Consider the following 20,317-nt stretch of genomic DNA (forward strand, 5'->3'; position numbering starts at 1 on the left):
CTAACTTTTTATTACAATGAATTTTATTTAGGCTCTCACCGGAATCTATTGCTATTTAACCCCAAGCTTCAAACTCATTAGGCTTTACGTGTTTTATTTTTAATCTAACGTTGGGATCCAGAGCTGTTTCAGTTCCCAATTCACAGTAGTACTCAACAGCATTTTCATCTTCAATCATGTCAACGAAGCTAGCAACGACACTCAACCGTCCACCACCTCTAGTCAATGAAAAGTACGCATTCTTGTTTTCATTTACTTCAAATTTCAAAGGAATGAATTCAGGTTCTTCAAGAGAAATATCTATCCATTTATAGTTATCTAAACTCTTCCCCTTTCGTGGGGCATAAACTGTTTTCAACCCATTTTCGTCAACAACGAAGTACATCGAATTCTCAGCTTGATTAAAGCAAGCTTTCAAACTGCCACCTTTATTTTCTAAATCACACGTAAATATGACAGAATTTTGGTTGCAGCTTGCACTTACAAAATTTGAAAACGACACAATAAATGAAAACCCGACCATCACAATTGATTTATAAATTTCATTGAATTTAAGCATTTCAACTACATTAAAAATAAAAACAATATATTCACTTTATATTAAAATAGTCTTCATCAGGGAATTTTTCGTTGGTTTTGTTAGTACTATACTTTCCATTATATGGATTAATCGTCAGTTCTTCACCATTATTATCAAACTTAAACTGCCTTCCATCAAACTCTCCCTTTATCCTTAAACTTACTCTACCTTCAATAATCTCAACATATTCATATCTTGATGAAAAACTATTCCAGCAAACATCTCGCCTATGTTCGTCATAATTAGCAGAAAAAACTATTGTAGAAGAACAATAATTCTCTTCTCCATTTCTATTCCAATACAAAATCCTATCTTTAGGTATGTTCATATTAAAATTATCTCTCTGGAAAATGTAAGACAACACGCCAGTATAATTATTATTAGCGTTTTTTATTATTTTACCATTATCTCTGTCCAATAATGTATGATCGATAATATCAAAACCATAATCGTAAATGTCATAACTAAGGTTCAAACTACCAATCTCTTTTGGAACTTCTTTTTTTTCTGTGTCAAAAATAAAGTATGCTTCGCTATTTATATTACCATTAGTCAAGTCAACCAAATAAAGCTCTTCATTCAATTTAATTAAATCGCTTGTGCCACATGAGTCAAAAAAGCTAAAATCATATGAAGTTCCATTTGCTTTTAGAGAATATTGACAAAAAGGCCCCTCAGCCTCTGTGAATTTTTGCTCTTGCGTAATACTGCTTTCCGCAAAAGAATATGTTGATAAAAAGATTAAACTAAATGTAATCATTTTATTCATTTATCATTAACTCCAGCTTGTGATGTACACTCTTACTTCTTTTATAGTAATTTTTATTGATCATTGAACTATCCTTAAGATAAAACTTACTAAAGTCATAGTTATCGGATATTGAATTACAATTAATCAACTTTGAAAGTTTTAATAAGTTATTTTTTCTCTCTAACAAATGATTGTAACCACCATTTACTGAGATCGTTACACGAAATAGATCATTCTTGGTAGCGAATGGACGAATATCTCCCCAAGCACTACCTTTTACCCAAAACCACCCTGAAGAATCTACTGCCGTGTGTAAATCTTTAGCAACGCTTTCTATCATTTCTTTTGTAAGATCTTTAGTATTCACACCAAAGTATTTAGCATAGTTTTCTATATGTGTTATCTGTAATAAACCACGTCCATGATAGAATGCACCACCTCTGTACTTATTCCATTTCTCTGGATATTTCCCGTTATAATAGTACTCTTCCGTCGTTTTGAAAAAATCACTTTCTTGAAATGCTTGAGACAGAAAGTGGATTTTATTCAAACAATCATCGATTTCATACGTCCTAAACATGTCATTCAAGCTATTTAATAACTCATCTAAAGAAACATTTCTCATACTGTCATAATGAGAGTTCTCAAAAATAGTTTCTTTTCCACCTAAGACTTCAAGTAAAAAACTCTTGGAAATATCACGATTACAGAAACATTTACTTTGGGTGTGATTTCCTACAAAAGGCCAATAATGCCAAAGGCTCTTATCATCGCTTAGTTGCAAATCACCTTGTAAATCTTGCATCCATGAGAACTTATCTGCTCTTTCCAGTTCGAATTGCGAGAAAAGATCAAAGCTATCCATCACTTGATCGCGCCATGGGGAGTTACGGTAGTCCTCTATAGTCACAAAACCAGCGGAGCACTTAATATCTAGAGCTTCCTTTGCGGTCTGATGGATTGATTCATAAAGACTTTGTGACGACTCTGTATGCCAATCTGTAGGATGTTTCACAATAAATCGCTCAAAGTGTTTACGCTTACCGTCTAAGTATACTTTGGCATCGCGAGCAGTGAACGAGGAGAAGTCCGTTACTTGATCTTCTGTCACAGATTCAAGTAATTGCTGAATAAACGAATTACTCATATCAACGGCACCGCTACTATCGGCCCCATCGAGAACAACAAGTGGATTTTCTTCCGCATTTTTGGGAGAAATCTGTTTTTTGAAAAATTCGGGCGGCTCCTCAAAAGAGAACATCTCGATATGCACACGATTATCTTCTTTCTTAGTTCCAATTGCATCGTTACTGTACTCATGCAGTCCCATGTAACCGATATCTTCCCCAGCTGAAACCTTTATCCCCTCTCTAAATAGGAGTGGGAGTAAAGAAACCACACTACCGTCCCTAATCATTGCCGCCTTGTCCGACATCCATTTAGGTTCTGAAACTGGTTCTGATAGGACAGCAGAGGAATCTTCTAAAATGTCAAAGTCACTATTGAGACCCGAAGCAAACCAAACAATCTTGTTTAACAGTGCTTTTTCGCTACCACTTGCCGATTTACCATTCTCTACCACACGGCACTTTATCATTTTGTAGGTATTTTTGTCGATCTGGTATGGATGGGTCTCCTTCTCTTCTGCATACAGGTATTCAAGTAATGTTCCTTTAGACATCGACTGTTTTTTTTCACCAGAATTAGTAGGCACATCACTATGTTTGAAAGTGCGTACATTTCTCGCTTCTTGTAAACGGTAACGCGTGGTTATAGATGAATTGGCGCCAATATCTGAAGGTGGCGCAAGGTGCATATAAAGTGTATAGAACTTAAATACATCTTCATTATCTTCGGGGTTTACAGCCTCATGCTCGATAAGCACAAAGTTATTACTATACTTAAACTCTTGCTCTTGGTACGTTGATGTTAGGTAATCAGGATTTATGCGAAATGCCACTATTTTTCCATCAAGCATCGCTTGAATAGGTCTGAGCCCTTTCCCCCACGGTAACATTTTTGATGTTAAGTGAATGCCACTATGCCAACCGTACCCTTGTCCTATTAAATAACGACCGCTCTTAGCTTGATCAAACAATTTCGTAAAATCACTGAGCGTGTAGTAAGCGTCACCTTCTCGTTGCGCTATCGGAAAAACTGCATCCATGATTTAAATGTCCTAGTCAGAAAAGTTATCGTCAAAAGTGACAAATGATGGGCGGTTCAAGTTGTTTGACTTCGTGTACACCACCGCATTAACCCTACCTAAATTAGTAGCAAAGCTAGATTGGCTCGCTATGTTAACGGTACTCCCAAGGGCCATTGCCGATATAGAAATTAGGGTGTCATTTTTGGTTTCGAAAATTTGGCTAATGACGTCAGGAAGTGCTTGTTTGAAGTGGTTAAGTGCTTTTTTATAACCGTTTATACCCTCTTCAACAGAACTCAACGATCTTGCAGAAGCTTGGCTTTGTATGAAATCTAAACGACCGATGATTTCACTGTTTAGCTCATCGATGTATGAACAGATTTGATTGTTTATCAACGTCCATAAAACAAACTGCAAATACTTCACAGTATTCCCAGTCCCTAAAAAGCGAAGCTTCGCTAATAATTCATAGGGAGGCTCAAACACATCAGCTTGATATAAGACTCTCAATATATCGCCATTTTCGTGCACTTGCTCCAAGAGCAGTTCAACTAAAGGTTCATATTTCTCTAGCGCAGTAGTATCAGTTTGGATGTGATAAAGTGCCGAAACATAAGCATCAGAAAAGTCTTTAGAGTGATTTTGACTAATCGCATAAGGAGACGATATACGGCTTTGCTCTAACACAATGTCTTTAAAGTCATCATCACTGAAGGATGGGGACATCAATATCCCCCAGTCATTAGCAACCCCAACACGATCTTCCCAAAATGGTGAGCGGCGACCTGCGACAAACGTACAAAAATCATTCGGATCAGGGTAAGTTTCCGTCACAATATTTTCAGCTAAAGATTGGTTCGGGGTGTAAGAGTCTTGAGTTTCACTGAGCACTAACTTGCATTCTTTTAGAGCGAGACCATTAACAGATGCTTTTCCGCTAGAATCCAGCACTCCACTCCCAATGACAGCACCTGAAGGTTCGACTAAAGAAAATTGTGCATTAGAGTAAGGGAGCCCATTTGGATATTTGCATTCTATATCCAGCGTATACGTCCCTTCCTGCTCTTCAGTCACAGAAACCGATGGGTTTTGTGCGCCACCCAAACACATAGTGTTAGCTTTGTTCATGGTCATTTGATCGGACAGACGACATACGCCCTTACCTTCAAATTTAACCGTTGGTGAGGCTGAAATGAATTTTGCTTCGGCTTCTATCGTGCCTGAGGAAACGCCTTTTCTATCACCGCCCGCATCGCCGGTACTTTTTGAGAACGTACTGCCCTTGATAGCGACACTGTTACCGCCATCCATAGAGACTGTCGTAGTCCCACCAGCAAGGTCTGCTGATTTAGCATTGTTGCCATAAGGGATAGGGACGACTGGCTTGCCGACCTTAGTTAAACAAACATCTGGGAGCGTTGCATTCGCTTCACCACCTGAGCCTTTATGAACTATCGAAAGTCCATTCGCACCAACTGTTACGCCCATAACCAATCCATTTGAATTTTATTGATTGAATGATAAAAGAGATCGCAAACTGCAATCTCTCTAAATAACTAGTGAATTTCACTAAAAGACCAGTGATATTCACAATAAACCCTAAAACTGGCAGAAGATCTCATTTTAGATCTCTGGTTATCTATACATTTCAAGCAGTTGCTGAAATTTTAAGTCTATGACGATGTAGGTTGCCGCATACATAAGCGCAAACGTCATCGCACTAAGACTTAAGATCAGCTTGGGTGAAATTACCCTTTTTAACGGCTTCTTTAGATATTTAGCTTTAAGGTTGATTAAAGAAACTTTTTCTTGTTCTGCTAGGCGGTCATCTCGCACTAATCGATAAATGGTGCTGCCAATTTCCGCTAGCTTTTCGTTGCCACGCTCTTCACGGCCGTACTTGCCTTGGAAACCAAGTTGAAGCAATAAATAGAGAAACTCTATAACGTGACGGTATTTGCGAGGGTCGGCTTTTAAGCGGTCGAGAATAACGAAAAACTTGTCACCACCAGATGTCTCGTTGTGGAATTCAGACAGTAAGCTGTTCTGGCTCCAGTGACTATTTGCCCCCCACTCTTGTCGACAAACAGATTCATCAATCGCCGCACACAAGCAGTAACGAATAACAAGAACCGAAGCACGATCGAGCTCCATTTCATTAAGTTTTCGTTCACCTTTTCGAATCTCACGTGCCACTTGTTCACGAAATGGCATCGGGTCATCAAGCCAAGGGATCGAAGACATACAAGACAGACTGGCGATCAACCATGAGAACTGGTCCACTAGCGGGTTAATACCCATGTTGTCGATAGATAGATCTTGTACTGCGATGTTTCTCGACAAGTCAGGCGCTGGCATTACCTCCATTGGTTTGCCAGGCTCTGGTTGGAATAAGACTACGGTGACGTCGGTTTCTGCGTAACTCATAGACGAACGGCCCAAAGTTGCAATGATAAGTTAGCGAAATCGCCCGCAACGTGAATCGCAATCGCAGCAGTGTTCTTCAACGCCATCCACTCTTCGCCCGTTTTATCGAGCTCGAAATAGGTGTAGCCAGCATGATACGGCAGCGCGCGTGGCACAACTGGCATTGGTTTGATCTCAATCCCAGGCAGTTGAAGGTTAATCAAGTCACGTATGTTATCGATAGAACCGATCTTCGTTTGGCTGACAAACTGGGTATGCAGAACATCCAAGGTCACGTCGGCTTTAACTGCGAGGATAAAGGTTGTCGTATCAATGATCTTATTGTCAGGGATTGCTGCCGTTCTGATGCCATAGTTCTGATCTTTTAAGGTCAGTGGAATTGCTCTTTGCTCAGACATCACGCTCAATGTCATTTTCGCACTGTCTAGGACGCGAGAAAGACAGCTAGTAAGATCACCATGATTGTACTTCGTAAACTCAATAGGTCGGCGTGTCGTTGAGCACAGCGTCGAAAGCTCACCTTCTGCCTGAAGAAGAATTCGATACAAAGACTCAGGATGCACAGCTTCTGTGCTTGCGAAATGCCAAAACAAGGGTTCGTATCGGTTGAGCGCTTGCAATAGCATAAAGTCAGAAACCGATGATACGCCTTGTTGATCCACCACCCCTAATCGCTGGACTATCGATTCCGCGCGATGCTTCAACATAGAAGCAAACTCGGTCGCAAATTTACTCAGTACTGTCGACGCATGAATATCGATACAGGTAGGAATGAAACTATCATCTAAGATCACGCTGCCATCAGGCTTCACTTCTGAGATCTTTAAGATCGGAATAGACGTGTAAGCACTCTTATCTTCATGATCGTACATTAAGCAAAAGTTAAGCTTACCGACGACGATATTTGCCATGTCTTCCGAATCATAACAAGCGTCAACCGCTTCTTGAGATTCCATCGTATAGCGCGCACCGTCTTTTTTGGTACCAAATAACTCAGAACGTTCCGATGGTAACGGACAGCACAAATAAACGACTTTATCGGCAATCGAAGGATCTACATCTTTCACTTCAGGCAGCTCAGCAAGCAACGGAAGCTCAAATGGTGTCCGGTCTTGTAAAATACCTTCAGCACGAGTAATACCGATTTTACCCAGTGCTAGTAACTGAGAGTTGATTTCTAAACGTTTAATTCCCCAATGCAAAGGCGATGCATTGGCACTCAGTAGGCTCGATAGTTTACTTTGCGAACGATCGAGTTGTTGAAAATGCTGCGGCTTCATGAACATTCCATCTTGCCAAACAACTGGATTGTATAAAGACATGTTTCTATCCCTTAAAAGTAAACCTGTTCAATGCCGCGAGTGTTATCAGAAATTAACTCACTGCCCTCTAACTTGAGCTTGATGTAGTACTCGCTCTTCTCTTCAATAACTTCCACTTTTCGCCATGACGAACCATCAATATCACGAAAAGCCACTGAAAAACCGACGGCACGAGTGTCAGGGTCTAGCGTTAGCATTTCATGAACTTTTCCACCTGGCTGTATTTGATATTCGTAACGTTTGATGTACTCATCACCCAACGACGCTTTATCGCTCTCAAACAAGGCAAAGAAATCTAAGCTTCGGAACAATACTGGCGAACTTAATTCGTGAAGACGGAGAATAACTGGAGATGACTGGCCCCCATTTCTCACATTGAGTACAGGTGATGCCTCAATAACCAATTCAATCGACGAAGTTTCTGGTGTGATACCCGTGGACTCTTTAAATTGATCCCACATGGAACAACCGGACAACATGGCAAATCCGAGTAATACGGCGATACTACGCATGGTTTCCCTTAATCACTTTGTTATAGTTTTTCTTAATCAGCCCTTTTAAGGATGTTTCATTAAGCAGGCGACGATTATTAGTGTAGAAATCTAGGTATTCGGCCCACAGCTTTGACTTAGTTGAGAACAAAGACTGGCTAGCGACCCTGTTAGCAAATGCTACGGGATCGTTCGTTTCTGACTGTTCTAAAACGAGCTCATTCAGTGCTTTGTTAAACATAACTTGGTGATCGTTCAGCTCATCGAGCATTTGTTCAACCAGTTCATTTGGAGCCAGTAATTGCTGACTATTCAAAGTGAGCATTAGCTCTGCAATGTTCGAGTTAGCCTCACTCGCACTCTGCTCATCTTTTAACGATTCCACTTCGTGCAACTCTTTCTGTAGGTTATCAATACATAAACGCAAGCAAGTGCCCATTTGCTTGAATAACTGCGCCTCGTTTGTCATCAACTCTGGATTTCGAATACCCAAACCATCAAAAAACGCTTGCGCTATATCTTGAGAGCAAACGGCCGCATCAGTATCGACTTGTGCTTTCGTCGTACTGTTTATCGCGTGCTCTGCCGTAGGTATTTGAAGTTGCTGATTAGTGTTAGGAGAAGGCGTAAAAGATTGGGTCATCTCTTCCCATTTTGACCCTGTGTTAGCCTGCTCTACGACCATCTCAGTAACATTAGGCGTACGATGTTGTCTTTGAATCGTGCTATCTGGGGCTACCGTGCCAGGTTGCATCACCTCAGCTGAGGCAATATCGGCTCTATGTGCCTTACCGCTTTCTGGCGCTAATGCATCATTGACCGATGCGTTACTCTTGGTTTCCGCAGCCATCCAGTCTTCAGGGATTAGGCTTGGCTGATCGAATTCGGAATATATACTGAAACTGTCATCGACCACCTGACGCGTGCTTTCCACGGTTCTAGGTTGTTCAGATTCTGTACGCTCATTATCACGAATTAAGTAATCGTCATCTCGCTGCATCGAAAAGTTAAGGTGAGCAACAGGATCATGACAATCAATGTCATCCTGTTTAGTCTCCATAAACAAATCTTCTAAGGCACCGACTTTTTCTTCCTCTTCGACAACCGCATCTCCTAGACTAACCAGAGGATCGCTAGATACTCGCTCAGGAGCAATATCAGCGGCGATGTCTAGTGTTGAGGTAACGTGCTCAAGAGAAACACCAATCTCATATTGCCCTAAAGAAATGATGTCGCCATCAACTATCGCAACGGGTTGATTTTTTAGTATTTTATTCCCATTTACCATTGTGCCATTAGTTGATACGTCACTTATATAGTAGGTATCTCCATACACGCTGAGCAAACAATGAGTGCCCGATATAAAGCGGTTGTGATCGGCTAAAGACACGCTACAGCTTGGGGAACGACCTATCGAACCACCACTTTCAGGCATTTCAATATGCTTTGCACCGGTGTATTCCTCTGGACACTTTGAGATAAATAAAACTAGCTGATTTGAGTACATTTACGAACCTCAAAAGAGCAAAGAAACTGATAGTTCAAGCCCACCAATTCCATCATTTACAACCGGAAGGATATAAGAGGCCTGCGGGATAATTTGTATATGGGCGTCAGGATTACTGCCTAACTTTATAGCAGTACCAAGGGTCACAACCGCACCTAACTCAAACTGGTCGATGTCTTCAACACTCTCATAACGATAGCCCTCTTGGTCTACTTGCCAGCGATTAGAATATTGCGAGTAACCGACAGACAAGCCCGCACCAACGTATGGCGTGAAAACACTCCAAGAAGTCAACGCATATTGAGGAACAACACGAAGTTCATAGTTCGTCGCTTCTTCATATAAGCCGTTTGCTGGCGCTTCAATATCTTCTGCTAGATAGTTTAGCCCTAACCACCAACGCCAACGGTTATTGTTTTCATCAATAGGACGAGTATGAACCAAGCCGAACCTAAGCGTATCCTGCTCACCACTTTTACCTTCATCGTATTTAATGCTATCGATAGTCAACATACTGGTAGAGAGTCCATATCGCTCCCCTTTTGCCATTGCAACAGAAGAAAATAGACACATGGCTGAAATCAGCCCAACTTGACTTGGTTTTAGCATTTCGTCCCTCTAGGAAAACCGATATTCTACTTAGAGGCGAAAGATATCAATTATATTCTCTTTTTCAATAAGCCTAAAAAAACACCTATAATTTAATACATTTCAACTATCAGGTTGGTTGTTTTACCTACAAACAAAAACTAAAGAACCGACTACAGATTAAGTGACGAGACAGTAAATCTTTCTATTTAAATAGAAGTAACAGAATTTGATTGCTAATTGAACAAAGCGTAATCTTCGATAACAATTTAGTTACTTTTTAATCAACGTTCTCATCTTCATATATAAGTTTCTTCTTATAAATAGACTTAACTATTGATATTAATATTATGAACAAAGATCACACTAAAAGTAATTTAATTTCTTTTAATGAATTTTTATTATCTAATCCGCTTATTTTGTCTATAGAATTGCGACAGATGTGCACTGCTTATAATTTAATATAACAGTAGTGAAATCCTATATAACTTAATACTTCTATATGATCAGTTGGAACTTTCCTTATGTTTTTTACCGACTTCGCTCGAAGACCAATCGATGAAAATAACCCAAGCGGCTCTAATCCTAATGGTTCTGAGGATTTTGACGAAATTAAACGTCAAATAAACAACCTGAATAAAGTCACAGGGAGAGTCTCGTGGAAAACGGTTCAAACACTCTCAAAAAAGATCTTGAGTACCCAAGCGAAAGACCTACGTTGTTGCTGTTACTTTACCGTTGCGTCAACCTATAACGACGGCTTAAGAGGCCTTGTTGAAGGGTTAAACTCAATACTTGATGTGTGTGTCGTATATTGGTTCAACGCGTATCCAGAGCATTCAAAGTCAAAGGCACGAATGAGCGCTATTGAATGGATGGTAGAGCATACTGAAAAACGAATTAATAAGCATCGGGCGTTACCAGAAGAGCTTCCATTGATAGAGGCAGCACATCAATTATGCTTGAGGATTGAGGAAGAGCTTCGTCTTCATTACGGTATTGAAGCGCCGTCATTAGGTCGCATTCGCCGTATTTTGAATCAATGGATTGAGCAGATAAAAGAACAACAAATTGCGGCTGAGTTACGCGAGAAAAAACAAGCCAACACTAGCGCTCCTGCAGCAACGCAGAAGGCACCTGAAATTAAAGTGAATGTGTCTCCCTCTCCAGCACCGGTGTCATCACCCAACCTAAATAGCCAAGAGAAAGCATCACCGGCAAAGTCTGGTCGATTTATGATCTACTTCGTTATTGGTTTGATTGTTACTGCGATATGTTCACATTTCATGTACGAGCAACAACGTTATCGAACATTGGAACAAAAAATTAATCAAGCTTCACTTAATGAACTTGTAAATTTGGTCGCCTCGTTAGATTACGAAAATAAAAAATATGCTCAGTCATTGAAAACGCAGGCCATTAATCGTGTCGATATTATGATGAATAACTGGTTTTTAGACTCGGCAAAAGTAAGTAACGTCAGCGAGCTCGATAGCTTGACCAATGAATTAATCGCGATCTATCCGGATTCGTCTTCTGCACAGCAGCTACGTCAAAACTTTTTGACACAGAGCGCCCATTTAGAAGACCAGTTTATGGATGTTTATAAGCGATTCTCAGACGCAAGAACGGTGTTTGCCAACGTAGCTAGACAGAATGTAGATAAGAACTCTGAAAAGGCGTACGAATACAGTAACTCATTATTCCCGCTTTTAGGTCGTATTGAATACGCTGAAAAGTATTCACAGCAAAAGGAAATTGACCGCGCAACCCTTTTACTGAACATCTACCTATATAAATTGAGTCAGCTACAAGCTGAAAAAACTGACAATAAATAACAATACAATTAAAGAAGTTTTAGGCTTATGTTCAAACAAAAACTGTTTAGAAATCCAGTGGTGATTTCTACTATATTGATGTTTTTAGTGGCTGCAATTATCACCACTATTTATCTGCTTTTTCTTGACGAAATCGATCAACTTTATCTTTGGCTGACCCTTGGTGCTATCGCCATTGTTTACGTCACTTTTCAATTCACATTATGGTTGAAGAAAAAGAACAACGCTAAAGCTCAACATTTGGAAACCGAGGAAGAAGCACTTTCTATGGTTATCCAGCCTCTTCTTGCTAACTCAGGCAAGAAACCAATTTACCTGATGCTTGGTAATAAAGGGTCAGGGCGACGTCAATTTTTATTTAATTCTAGTGCAATCAAACCGATGGATCGCACTAGAACCGCTAAGAATGACTTTTTTGAATGGTACGAATCTGACAGCGCTGTATACATCAAACCAGACCAACGCTTAGTGTTCCAGGAAGTATCAAGCAGTGATGCTTCTTTATGGAATACGTTCATTGAAGAAGTTATTCATCATCGACCTCGAAAGCCATTTTCTGGGTGTCTATTCTTCACCGATTTCGAGTTCATGATCGTCTCTGAGCCAGAGCAAAAAGAGTACACCATTTCGTCGTTATTGGCGCGCTTGAGTACCATCAACTCTAAAACGTCTTCAGCATTGCCAATCTATTTGATTATGTCAAAGCTAGACAAGTTAGATGGCTTTAAAGAATACATGCACTTTAGCTCTCTCAAGACACGTGTTGAGTTCCTCTCTATCCCACTAAAAGAAGCCAAAGGTGTATTTGCAGAGTACTACCGCGATAGCTATCGAAATCTAGTGAGAGTGCTTGAAAGTAATGCGCTAGATGCATCCGCTAATTCAACGGACATTGATGAGAAACAAGCAATACTCGCTTTCCCTAAGCAGTTTGAGCTATGTCAGTCTGAAGTCAGCTATGTGCTTGAGCGTCTATGTGATGTTAACAACGGTGTCTATTCACTAGACATCCGTGAGATTTTCTTTAGTTCGAGTCTGCAAGGCGGTCGCAAGTACAATTTACTTGCAAAAAGTTGTAGTAATTACTTCAACTTACCTATTATCGCGTCAGAGCATACTCAGTTAACAGAAACGCCTTATTTCTCTCGCTTTCTGATTGATTCACAAATATTGCCGGAAAGCGACTTTGCGGGCGAAAACAAGACGTATCTTCGTCTAATTCAGAGACAAAGCCGTTTGGCAATACTCGGCTCTATTATCCTGCTTACTGGGGGCAGTTACTTCTTTTTCACGACATTAGACAGTAACTTACACGTGATGAATCAACTCTTGAGTATCGATGACAAATCACAAGTGGAGCAAGATGCAAGATTCAATGAGCTTTTAGCGAAGGCGACGAAAGCAATAGAGCCTTCTTATGGGGCGTGGCTTAAAGGTTCTAAGGCTTTGGATGAAGAGATATTACCACTCAACATTAGCCGTTTGGATCAAAGCACTCGCATCGCTTACGAAGCATTACTTAAGGACGTTGCTCAACAGTTGATACCTCTCATTGAGAAAGGTTACCGTCTACAACTGACACAAAATCAAAACACTTTTACACGCGCTTTACCTCTATTGAAGGGGTATCTAATGCTAAACGATCCAACAAAGCGTGATATCCGTTTTTTGCGTCATCAAACTCTCCAAATGATGAACGATTTGAGCAACCAAAGTGACGTCGTCAATCAGGCGATGCGTTATTTGGACGCTTACTTTCGCACACAGTTTGATCCAATTGATATCAATATGGATCTTGTTCGTGCAACACGTCGCTCATTGCTAGCAAATTCGAATGTTGATCTCGTTTATGCAGGCATTTTAAACGAAGCAAATTCGATTGATTTAGGAACCCTAGATCTGCAACGAGCTGTGGGTTTTGAGTTTAGCAATGTATTCAACACACCAATCGATAGTGAACGCTTGATCGTAGATAAGATCTATACCTCCACTGGTTTTAGCACTTTTTATCGACCACGCGTGGACCTAATGTCACAACAAGTCATCAGTGACAACTGGGTTTTAGGTCTGTCACAACACGTTATTCCTACTAGTGAAGAACAAGAAGCCTTCAAAGAGGAAGTACGTAAAAAATATACTGACGACTACATCAGTAATTGGCGCAATGCGCTGAGTGAACTAAAAGTCCAGAACTATGACAATGTCGGCGATCTAACGAACGCGATAGACTTAATCTCGGGCCCTTCTTCACCAATGACAACCGTACTGAAGCAGGTCTATGCCAACACACAATTTTCACCCGTTGGTGAAAAAAATGCTCTGATTTCAAAGCTAGACCCGAAACTCGTGGCAGCGGCAGACTCCGCATCAGACGCAGTAGAGGAAGTAGTTAAGCCTGATTACTTGTTAATGAAACGTGTTGAACAAGCTTTTCACTTATTAAACCAACTTCAGGTCAGTGAAACACCAAACTCCCCTACTCCTTGGGATGAGACCGTAGCAGCGTTAAGCCGTGTTCGCACGTATATGAAAGATATTGCTGATGCACCTGACCCGCAAATGGCGGCGCTAGCGGCAGCTCAGCATCGAATGAACAGCAGTGAAGCTGACCCATTAATAAAACTTAAACAGATTGCCCAAAAATCACCGGAACCCGTTCGTAGCTGGTTGTTAGATGTGGTTCAACAAAGCTGGTCAGTCATGATTAAAGAGTCCGCTAAAGGCATTCAAACCCAATGGTACAGCGAGATTTACACCAAGTTTAAAGAGATAGGGCTAGGACGATACCCATTTGATCTAACAGCGACCGAGGAAATCTCAATTGAAGATTTTGAATTGCTGTTTGCTTCCGGTGGTTTGTTAGACACATTTATTCAGAAAAATTTTGCACCGTTCTACGATACCAATTTGTGGACGCCAAAACAGGTGGATGGCGAGACGATGCCAATCTCTCCGGCTCTGTTAGTGCAACTGCGTAACTATAACGTTATTCGAGACACATTAATTAATAAAAGCACTAACCGCGTTCATATTCCGTTTAGTGCAAGAGTACTCGATCTTGATTCTAGTGCGATTAGAGCGAGCTTAAAAATTGCAGATACCAATATAAGTTACTACCACGGTCCAAGCCGCATTCGTGAAATGGCATGGCCACCGCAAAATGGTGACTTCAATATTAGTATCACACTCCAGGATGTAACCGATGAAGGCAGACAGCACGTTTTAAATAAGAGTGGTCAATGGGCGATATACAGATTGCTAGGTGACTCGACCTTGACAAACACTCATAACGGCAGCTTTGTCAGTGACATAAAAGTGTCAGGGAGGGACTTGAGCTTACGCATCACTCCGTTGACACAGAAAAACCCATTCACTCTTGCTGAGCTGTATAACTTTACGCTCCCAGAGTCGATTTAATAACAATATAAAAACAAAATAGGCAGAACACATGATTTCAAACATGACTTTACAAGGTTTAGATAAATTAGATCGAAAAATACTTTCAAGTCTATTGTCGAATGGGCGAGAGTCGATTGCGAATCTATCCCGAAACATTGGTTTGTCTCGAACAGCAGTAGCAGAAAGAATTAATCGTTTAGAAAAGACCGGTATTATCAAAGGCTATACCGCACAGATTCGCGTAGAAAATGAAGGGCGAAAAGCCGCTAGTTATCTACTGATCTCTTGTGAAAAGGGTAAGAAGAATGATGTAACGAATGCACTTAAAGAAATCCCTGAGGTTCGCTTAACGAGCGTTGTTGGTGGCAACTTTGATATTATTGCCCTAATTGAAGCGCCCGACCTGCAGTCTATTCATCATCTTTGTAATGAAATTGAATCATTTAACGGCATTCAAAGGCTTGATACTACCGTTGTACTGCACCAGCCGATCAGTCGTTAAGCTTTTCTGACCTCTTTGAGGAAAACATAAAGGGCCGCTCGTTGAGCGGCTTTCTTATATGCTTCCGATAAGTCGAATTTTGGCGTCTTTATCACCTGGGTTGCCAAGCCAGAACGTTTGACCTAGTTGGTTCCCTTCTCCATTACCCAGTTTGTTTTCTGGAATACTGCCTAGGTTAACTGTCAACTTTAGGTCCCACGACATTGGGTCACGCAGAATAAAGCGCATCAAGCCCACCAGCGTCTTATGTAACTCACCATCGTAGGAAAACTGCTTAAACGTTTCAAAATCAATGTTGTCGATACACAAGTTAAACTTGCCGTTCAAATCCGCAATGCTTTGTCCCAAGTGTAAGCTTTGCCCCAATACACAATTGGAACGATTGAGTTTGTTACGCTGGCTTTCAGCGATTTCTACGCGTCTATAAACCCATTCTTCGATTCGCACATTCGGCAGTGAAAAGTAGTGCGAAACAATACCGGAAATAAGCTTGGGTGAGCGTGTACGCGTAGATAACTGGTTCACGTAAGACAGAACTTTCGCTCGATCTAACTCCGCTACTTCACAATCTTGCATAACGCTAGAAAGACCAGCCAAATGCAGTATGCGCCCAGAAAAAGCATCGCTTGCCCCGCTTTTGTACTGCACGTGATATCGGTATTTCTTCCAAACACGATACAGTAAGCTTGTATAGCGGTTGTGGAAAAAGTCGAAGAAATCCTTCACTGGGTTATCATCGGGATCACGACCGACGAGTTTCTCAGTGTAAGACGCAGGCAGGGGCGAGCTTGAACCATGCAAGCCAAGAAAGTTCGTCTCAATACGTGAATATTGCTGTCCGTTTCTTTCCATATGAGTAATAAAGTCCATATCACTCTTTGGAAAGCACAGGTTTGGCGACACGCTGAACTCAATTCGCTCTTGGTGAAAGTATTTGTTCTCGCCCACGGCAACAAAATTTGAGTTTGGCTCCAGCTGGTAGTGTTTCTCTAACAGCAACACCGCTTGGTAGAAACTAAACTCATTCGACTTATCAGAAAGTGTGTTAATCATAGTATCGTCTGCTGCCCGATTAGGCTTGCCCAGTTGTAAACCTCGCCCGTCGCTTCATCGAACACCTCTAGTTCGGTAAAGGAGTTCACACTCGAATACAAACGGATAAATTCATTCAATACCGTGGCCATAAGGAACATATCGCCTTCATTTACGAAGAACTTAGAGTCCGTCACGAGCTTGAATTGGTTACCACGCACAGATACACCACGAAATACGCGATCGATTGGTTTCATCTCTGAAGAAATAATGCCATCAAGTCGATGAATCGACGCGCGGTGGGCTTGTCTATCGACTCGAGAGTGGAAATCATAAGTCGAGAGCAACACTTTCAACACATCGATATTGGCCAAAGACAAGTAGTTGAGCGACATGTTGGCAATCAACTGCCATTGAAGCTCACCATTAACCTGAGGACTTACTGACTGTGTTGGCTTAGTAATGTTTTTAAACGTCGCATACGTTGGCGATTTGTGCGTCGCGTACGTGATGTCTCCTACTGACAGGCGCTCCGCTAAGTCCGCGTTACTGCATTGCAGTTTCATCAATACTGTTTCAGTCCCTAAATCCGCGATGTCGCCATTGTGAGTATGGAATGAGATATAGCGCTCTAACCCTCTTCCGCTTACTCGCTCGCCCACTTTGGATTTGTAGAACTCTCGCTTATCACGCTGGTTGATTTGGTGCTCAAACGATTCAAATTCAATCAGTGGTTTTCGGCGACGCTCGTCTTTACTCCAGCTCTCCACTTGCTCAATGGAATAAACCTCGTAATGCTCCTGAGTGTTACTTTGTGGACGCACCTTGTACTCGTTTCGTCGATGCTCTAAACGGATTGGATCGCCGTCTTTTTCAAACAAGTTGACGGCAGGTGTGCAGTGCAACCTTAAGTGTTTATCTTTAAGCACCACTTCTGAAGGCAAAGCACGCTTAAAGTGGAATTTGATTTTGACCGTACTGCGTTGGGGAATGCCTTTTAACCACTCTAAACCCTTGATGTCGAAGAACATGAACTTATCTGGCAAAGAGAAGAATTCTTGCAGCAAGCGGTAACCTGCGAAGGAGTTTTTACTGTAAGGCAGCAGCGCTTCGTCTTCTTCATGCCCCACTGGCTTAACGTATTCTGGCCCTAGGCGGTGTTTGTAGCCACCACCAACATCTAGCTCGACGTAATCTAGATAACGGAACAGCCATAAGAAGACAGTGCGAGTAATATGAATCTCACCATGCAGGTGCAATCGCAGCGTGTCTAAACCTATCCGAGACAGCTCAAGGCCATGCTCCGTCGATAACGTCACATCAATCATCGAACTGGTGCGGCTGTTAGTTTGTTCAATGTTAGTAATCGTAATTGGGTATAGATTGACGTCATAACAAGTACGGAACAAACACTGCGTGCCTTCTACCTGCTCGCTGGCCATTTCCGCACCACGTTTCACCACGGTTTTCTCAGTAACACTTCCGGTATGCGGTTTTAGTTCGCTAATGCACAAAGACGGGATCGAACGCATGTAATGTGGCCACAGCAAAGTCATCAGAGATTGCGTTAGCTCAGGAAGTTCATCGTCAATCTTTTCGCGGATGCGTCCGGTCAAAAAAGCAAAACCTTCCAGCAATCGTTCGACATCTGGATCAAAAGTTCCTTCAGAGAGAAAGTGAGTTAACTTCGGATGATATTTGGCAAACTCACTACCCGACTCGCGTAAATACGTGAGTTCATCTTGAAAGTATTTACTGTTACTCAAGTGGCACCTACTAAACGTTAAATTGGCCGTCGGTTCCCATGTAGACATCGATCGACATTGGGACTTTACCGCCGTTATGGGAAACTTCGCCGCGAATACCAAAGCCGAGTTGTAATGGATTATGGTGGTCTTCACGGTAATGAACCTCGACATTAAGCAGTCGGGGCTCAAAGCGCTCTATGGTTGACGTGATGTTTTTTTGAATATGGCGAACGAGGTTTGTGTTGTTAGAAAGTACGTCGTTAAAATCTGGCAGACCATACTCATTGTCGATCATTGCGTTGCCGGAGTGCGTATTCAACAAGTCAGCGAGATGCGAGTGAATGGATTCAATCAAATGCTTATGAGACACCACTTTCTCGTAGCAGTTTTTTGGTTCTCCTAGCTCGATCCGCTCTAAAAGACGGTAACCTTTTTCCATATGCGGTCCTACGAAAAAAGCAGCCAGTCTTCACTGGCTGCTTGATGGTTTCAGTAATGGGTTATTGGTCTAGCTTACCAACTAGAGACAAGTCGAAGCTGGCGCCCATGTACTTGAAGTGAGGACGTACAGACATCGATACTTTGTACCAGCCTGGATCGCCTTCTACGTCTGATACTTCAACCTTCGCAGCGCGAAGTGGGCGGCGACCACGAACTTCCGCTGGCGGGTTCTCCTGGTCAGAAACGTATTGACGAATCCACTTGTTCAATTCGATTTCTAGGTCAGAACGCTCTTTCCAAGAACCAATTTGCTCACGCTGTAGCACTTTTATGTAGTGCGCTAAACGGTTGATAATGAACATGTAAGGAAGCTGAGTACCTAGCTTGTAGTTCATCTCGGCTTGTTTGCCTTCCGGCGTGTTCGCAAACACTTTTGGTTTTTGAACAGAGTTTGCAGAGAAGAACGCCGCATTGTCAGAACCTTTACGCATGGTTAGCGCAATGAAACCTTCTTCTGCTAGCTCATACTCACGACGGTCAGAAACCAGGATCTCGGTTGGGATCTTAGTCTCGATTTGACCCATAGCTTCAAAGTTGTAAACCGGTAGATCTTGTACAGTACCACCGCTTTGAGGACCAATAATATTCGGACACCAACGGTACTTAGCAAATGATTCACTGATCTTAGACGCCATCGCGTACGCTGAGTTGCCCCATAGGTAGTTATCATGGCTGTCTGTTACTTGCTCATCGTAGTCAAACGCCTTGATTGGGTTATCTTCAACAGAGTAAGGTGTACGTAGCATAAAGCGAGACGTACATAGACCTAGGTAGCGCGCATCTTCGTGCTCACGCAGACCACGCCATTTCGCGTACTGTGGACCTTCGAATACAGACTTCAGATCTTTTAGGTTTGGCAGCTCTTCGTAGCTGTCTAGACCAAAGAATTTAGCCGATGCCGACGTGATGAATGGTGCGTGAGACATTGCACCTACGTTAGCCATGTATTCCATCAATTTGATGTCAGGCGACGAAGCTGACATAGCGTAATCACAAATGACGGCGCCAACAGGTTTACCACCGAACTGGCCGTATTCACGTGTGTAGATTTGCTTGTACAGGCCAGACTTCACCACCTCTGGAGCGTCTTCGAAGTCATCAAGAACTTCGTCTTTCTTCGCAGAGATCAGTTCAATTTGAATGTTCTCGCGGAAGTCAGTGTGATCAACCAGGTACTTAAGGCCACGCCACGTTGATTCAATCGCTTGAACTTCTTCGTTGTGAAGAATTGCATCAACTTGCTTAGACAATTTTTGGTCGATTTCAGAGATCATCAGATCAACCAGAGATTGGTCGACTTTCTCTGTGTTCGAACTGCTTAGTAGCTCACTGATGAATGCTTCTACGCCGCGTTTTGCAACGTCAAAACCTTCATCACTTGGCTTTAAACGTGTTTCGTTAAGAATGCTATCCAGAAGTGAGCCTGATTCAACTAAGGCTGCTTCTTGTTCTGGCGCTTGTGCTTCTGCAGACATGATATCC

15 protein-coding genes and 1 pseudogene are annotated in these 20,317 nt (G+C 41.9%); 3 read left to right on the forward strand and 13 right to left on the reverse strand.

Annotated features, from left to right (window positions below; genetic code table 11):
• Nucleotides 1-55: 55 nt before the first annotated feature.
• From J4N43_RS21160 to J4N43_RS21200, 9 genes and pseudogenes are all read right to left on the reverse strand, one after another.
• Nucleotides 56-559, reverse strand: a complete 504-nt coding sequence (locus J4N43_RS21160; protein ID WP_005373343.1) for a hypothetical protein — start codon at nucleotides 557-559, stop codon at nucleotides 56-58.
• Between the two features lie 31 nt (nucleotides 560-590).
• Complete coding sequence (locus tag J4N43_RS21165) at nucleotides 591-1,349, reverse strand: hypothetical protein (RefSeq protein WP_005373345.1); 759 nt, start codon at nucleotides 1,347-1,349, stop codon at nucleotides 591-593.
• Complete coding sequence (locus J4N43_RS21170; RefSeq protein WP_005386124.1) at nucleotides 1,342-3,498, reverse strand: hypothetical protein; 2,157 nt, start codon at nucleotides 3,496-3,498, stop codon at nucleotides 1,342-1,344. The genes J4N43_RS21165 and J4N43_RS21170 overlap by 8 nt, the downstream gene beginning before the upstream one ends.
• 902 nt (nucleotides 3,499-4,400) lie before the next feature.
• A pseudogene (locus tag J4N43_RS24685) lies at nucleotides 4,401-4,968 on the reverse strand (DUF4150 domain-containing protein); the annotation flags it as partial.
• A 147-nt stretch (nucleotides 4,969-5,115) separates the two neighbouring features.
• The gene (icmH, locus tag J4N43_RS21180; RefSeq protein WP_005373354.1) at nucleotides 5,116-5,907 is read right to left on the reverse strand and encodes a type IVB secretion system protein IcmH/DotU; all 792 of its coding nucleotides are present in this window, start codon (nucleotides 5,905-5,907) and stop codon (nucleotides 5,116-5,118) included.
• Nucleotides 5,904-7,229 (reverse strand): type VI secretion system baseplate subunit TssK, encoded by a 1,326-nt coding sequence (gene tssK / locus J4N43_RS21185; protein ID WP_005373357.1) that lies wholly within the window; start codon nucleotides 7,227-7,229, stop codon nucleotides 5,904-5,906. Before tssK ends, icmH begins: the two co-directional genes overlap by 4 nt.
• An 11-nt stretch (nucleotides 7,230-7,240) precedes the next feature.
• Nucleotides 7,241-7,741, reverse strand: coding sequence for a type VI secretion system lipoprotein TssJ (gene tssJ / locus J4N43_RS21190; RefSeq protein WP_005386118.1), 501 nt, complete (start codon nucleotides 7,739-7,741; stop codon nucleotides 7,241-7,243).
• On the reverse strand, nucleotides 7,734-9,227 hold the full coding sequence (locus tag J4N43_RS21195) for a type VI secretion system-associated FHA domain protein (RefSeq protein ID WP_047101282.1): 1,494 nt from the start codon (nucleotides 9,225-9,227) through the stop codon (nucleotides 7,734-7,736). The genes tssJ and J4N43_RS21195 overlap by 8 nt, the downstream gene beginning before the upstream one ends.
• A 9-nt stretch (nucleotides 9,228-9,236) precedes the next feature.
• Nucleotides 9,237-9,836, reverse strand: coding sequence for a hypothetical protein (locus J4N43_RS21200; protein WP_158159489.1), 600 nt, complete (start codon nucleotides 9,834-9,836; stop codon nucleotides 9,237-9,239).
• A gap of 503 nt (nucleotides 9,837-10,339) precedes the next feature.
• Here J4N43_RS21200 and J4N43_RS21205 point away from each other — a divergent pair.
• Genes J4N43_RS21205 through J4N43_RS21215 form a run of 3 tightly spaced genes read left to right on the forward strand, consistent with a single transcriptional unit; the run spans nucleotide 10,340 to nucleotide 15,554 of the window.
• Nucleotides 10,340-11,653 (forward strand): type VI secretion system ImpA family N-terminal domain-containing protein, encoded by a 1,314-nt coding sequence (locus J4N43_RS21205; RefSeq protein ID WP_005386112.1) that lies wholly within the window; start codon nucleotides 10,340-10,342, stop codon nucleotides 11,651-11,653.
• A gap of 27 nt (nucleotides 11,654-11,680) precedes the next feature.
• Nucleotides 11,681-15,070, forward strand: a complete 3,390-nt coding sequence (tssM, locus tag J4N43_RS21210) for a type VI secretion system membrane subunit TssM (RefSeq protein ID WP_158159488.1) — start codon at nucleotides 11,681-11,683, stop codon at nucleotides 15,068-15,070.
• Between the two features lie 31 nt (nucleotides 15,071-15,101).
• Nucleotides 15,102-15,554: an Lrp/AsnC family transcriptional regulator gene (locus J4N43_RS21215; RefSeq protein ID WP_005373369.1), complete on the forward strand. Its 453-nt coding sequence runs from the start codon at nucleotides 15,102-15,104 to the stop codon at nucleotides 15,552-15,554.
• Between the two features lie 54 nt (nucleotides 15,555-15,608).
• Here the strand turns inward: J4N43_RS21215 and tssG are convergent, their stop codons facing one another.
• The 4 genes from tssG to tssC form a co-directional block, all read right to left on the reverse strand.
• Nucleotides 15,609-16,607: a type VI secretion system baseplate subunit TssG gene (tssG, locus tag J4N43_RS21220; RefSeq protein WP_199266784.1), complete on the reverse strand. Its 999-nt coding sequence runs from the start codon at nucleotides 16,605-16,607 to the stop codon at nucleotides 15,609-15,611.
• Nucleotides 16,604-18,352, reverse strand: coding sequence for a type VI secretion system baseplate subunit TssF (gene tssF, locus J4N43_RS21225; RefSeq protein ID WP_017633756.1), 1,749 nt, complete (start codon nucleotides 18,350-18,352; stop codon nucleotides 16,604-16,606). The genes tssG and tssF overlap by 4 nt, the downstream gene beginning before the upstream one ends.
• A 10-nt stretch (nucleotides 18,353-18,362) precedes the next feature.
• Nucleotides 18,363-18,773: a type VI secretion system baseplate subunit TssE gene (tssE, locus tag J4N43_RS21230; protein WP_005373376.1), complete on the reverse strand. Its 411-nt coding sequence runs from the start codon at nucleotides 18,771-18,773 to the stop codon at nucleotides 18,363-18,365.
• Nucleotides 18,774-18,834: 61 nt separating this feature from the next.
• Nucleotides 18,835-20,310 (reverse strand): type VI secretion system contractile sheath large subunit, encoded by a 1,476-nt coding sequence (gene tssC / locus J4N43_RS21235; RefSeq protein WP_005373378.1) that lies wholly within the window; start codon nucleotides 20,308-20,310, stop codon nucleotides 18,835-18,837.
• Nucleotides 20,311-20,317: the final 7 nt, after the last annotated feature.

Origin of the sequence: Vibrio sp. SCSIO 43009, from assembly GCF_023716525.1 — a bacterium.
Classification (GTDB): domain Bacteria; phylum Pseudomonadota; class Gammaproteobacteria; order Enterobacterales; family Vibrionaceae; genus Vibrio; species Vibrio alginolyticus.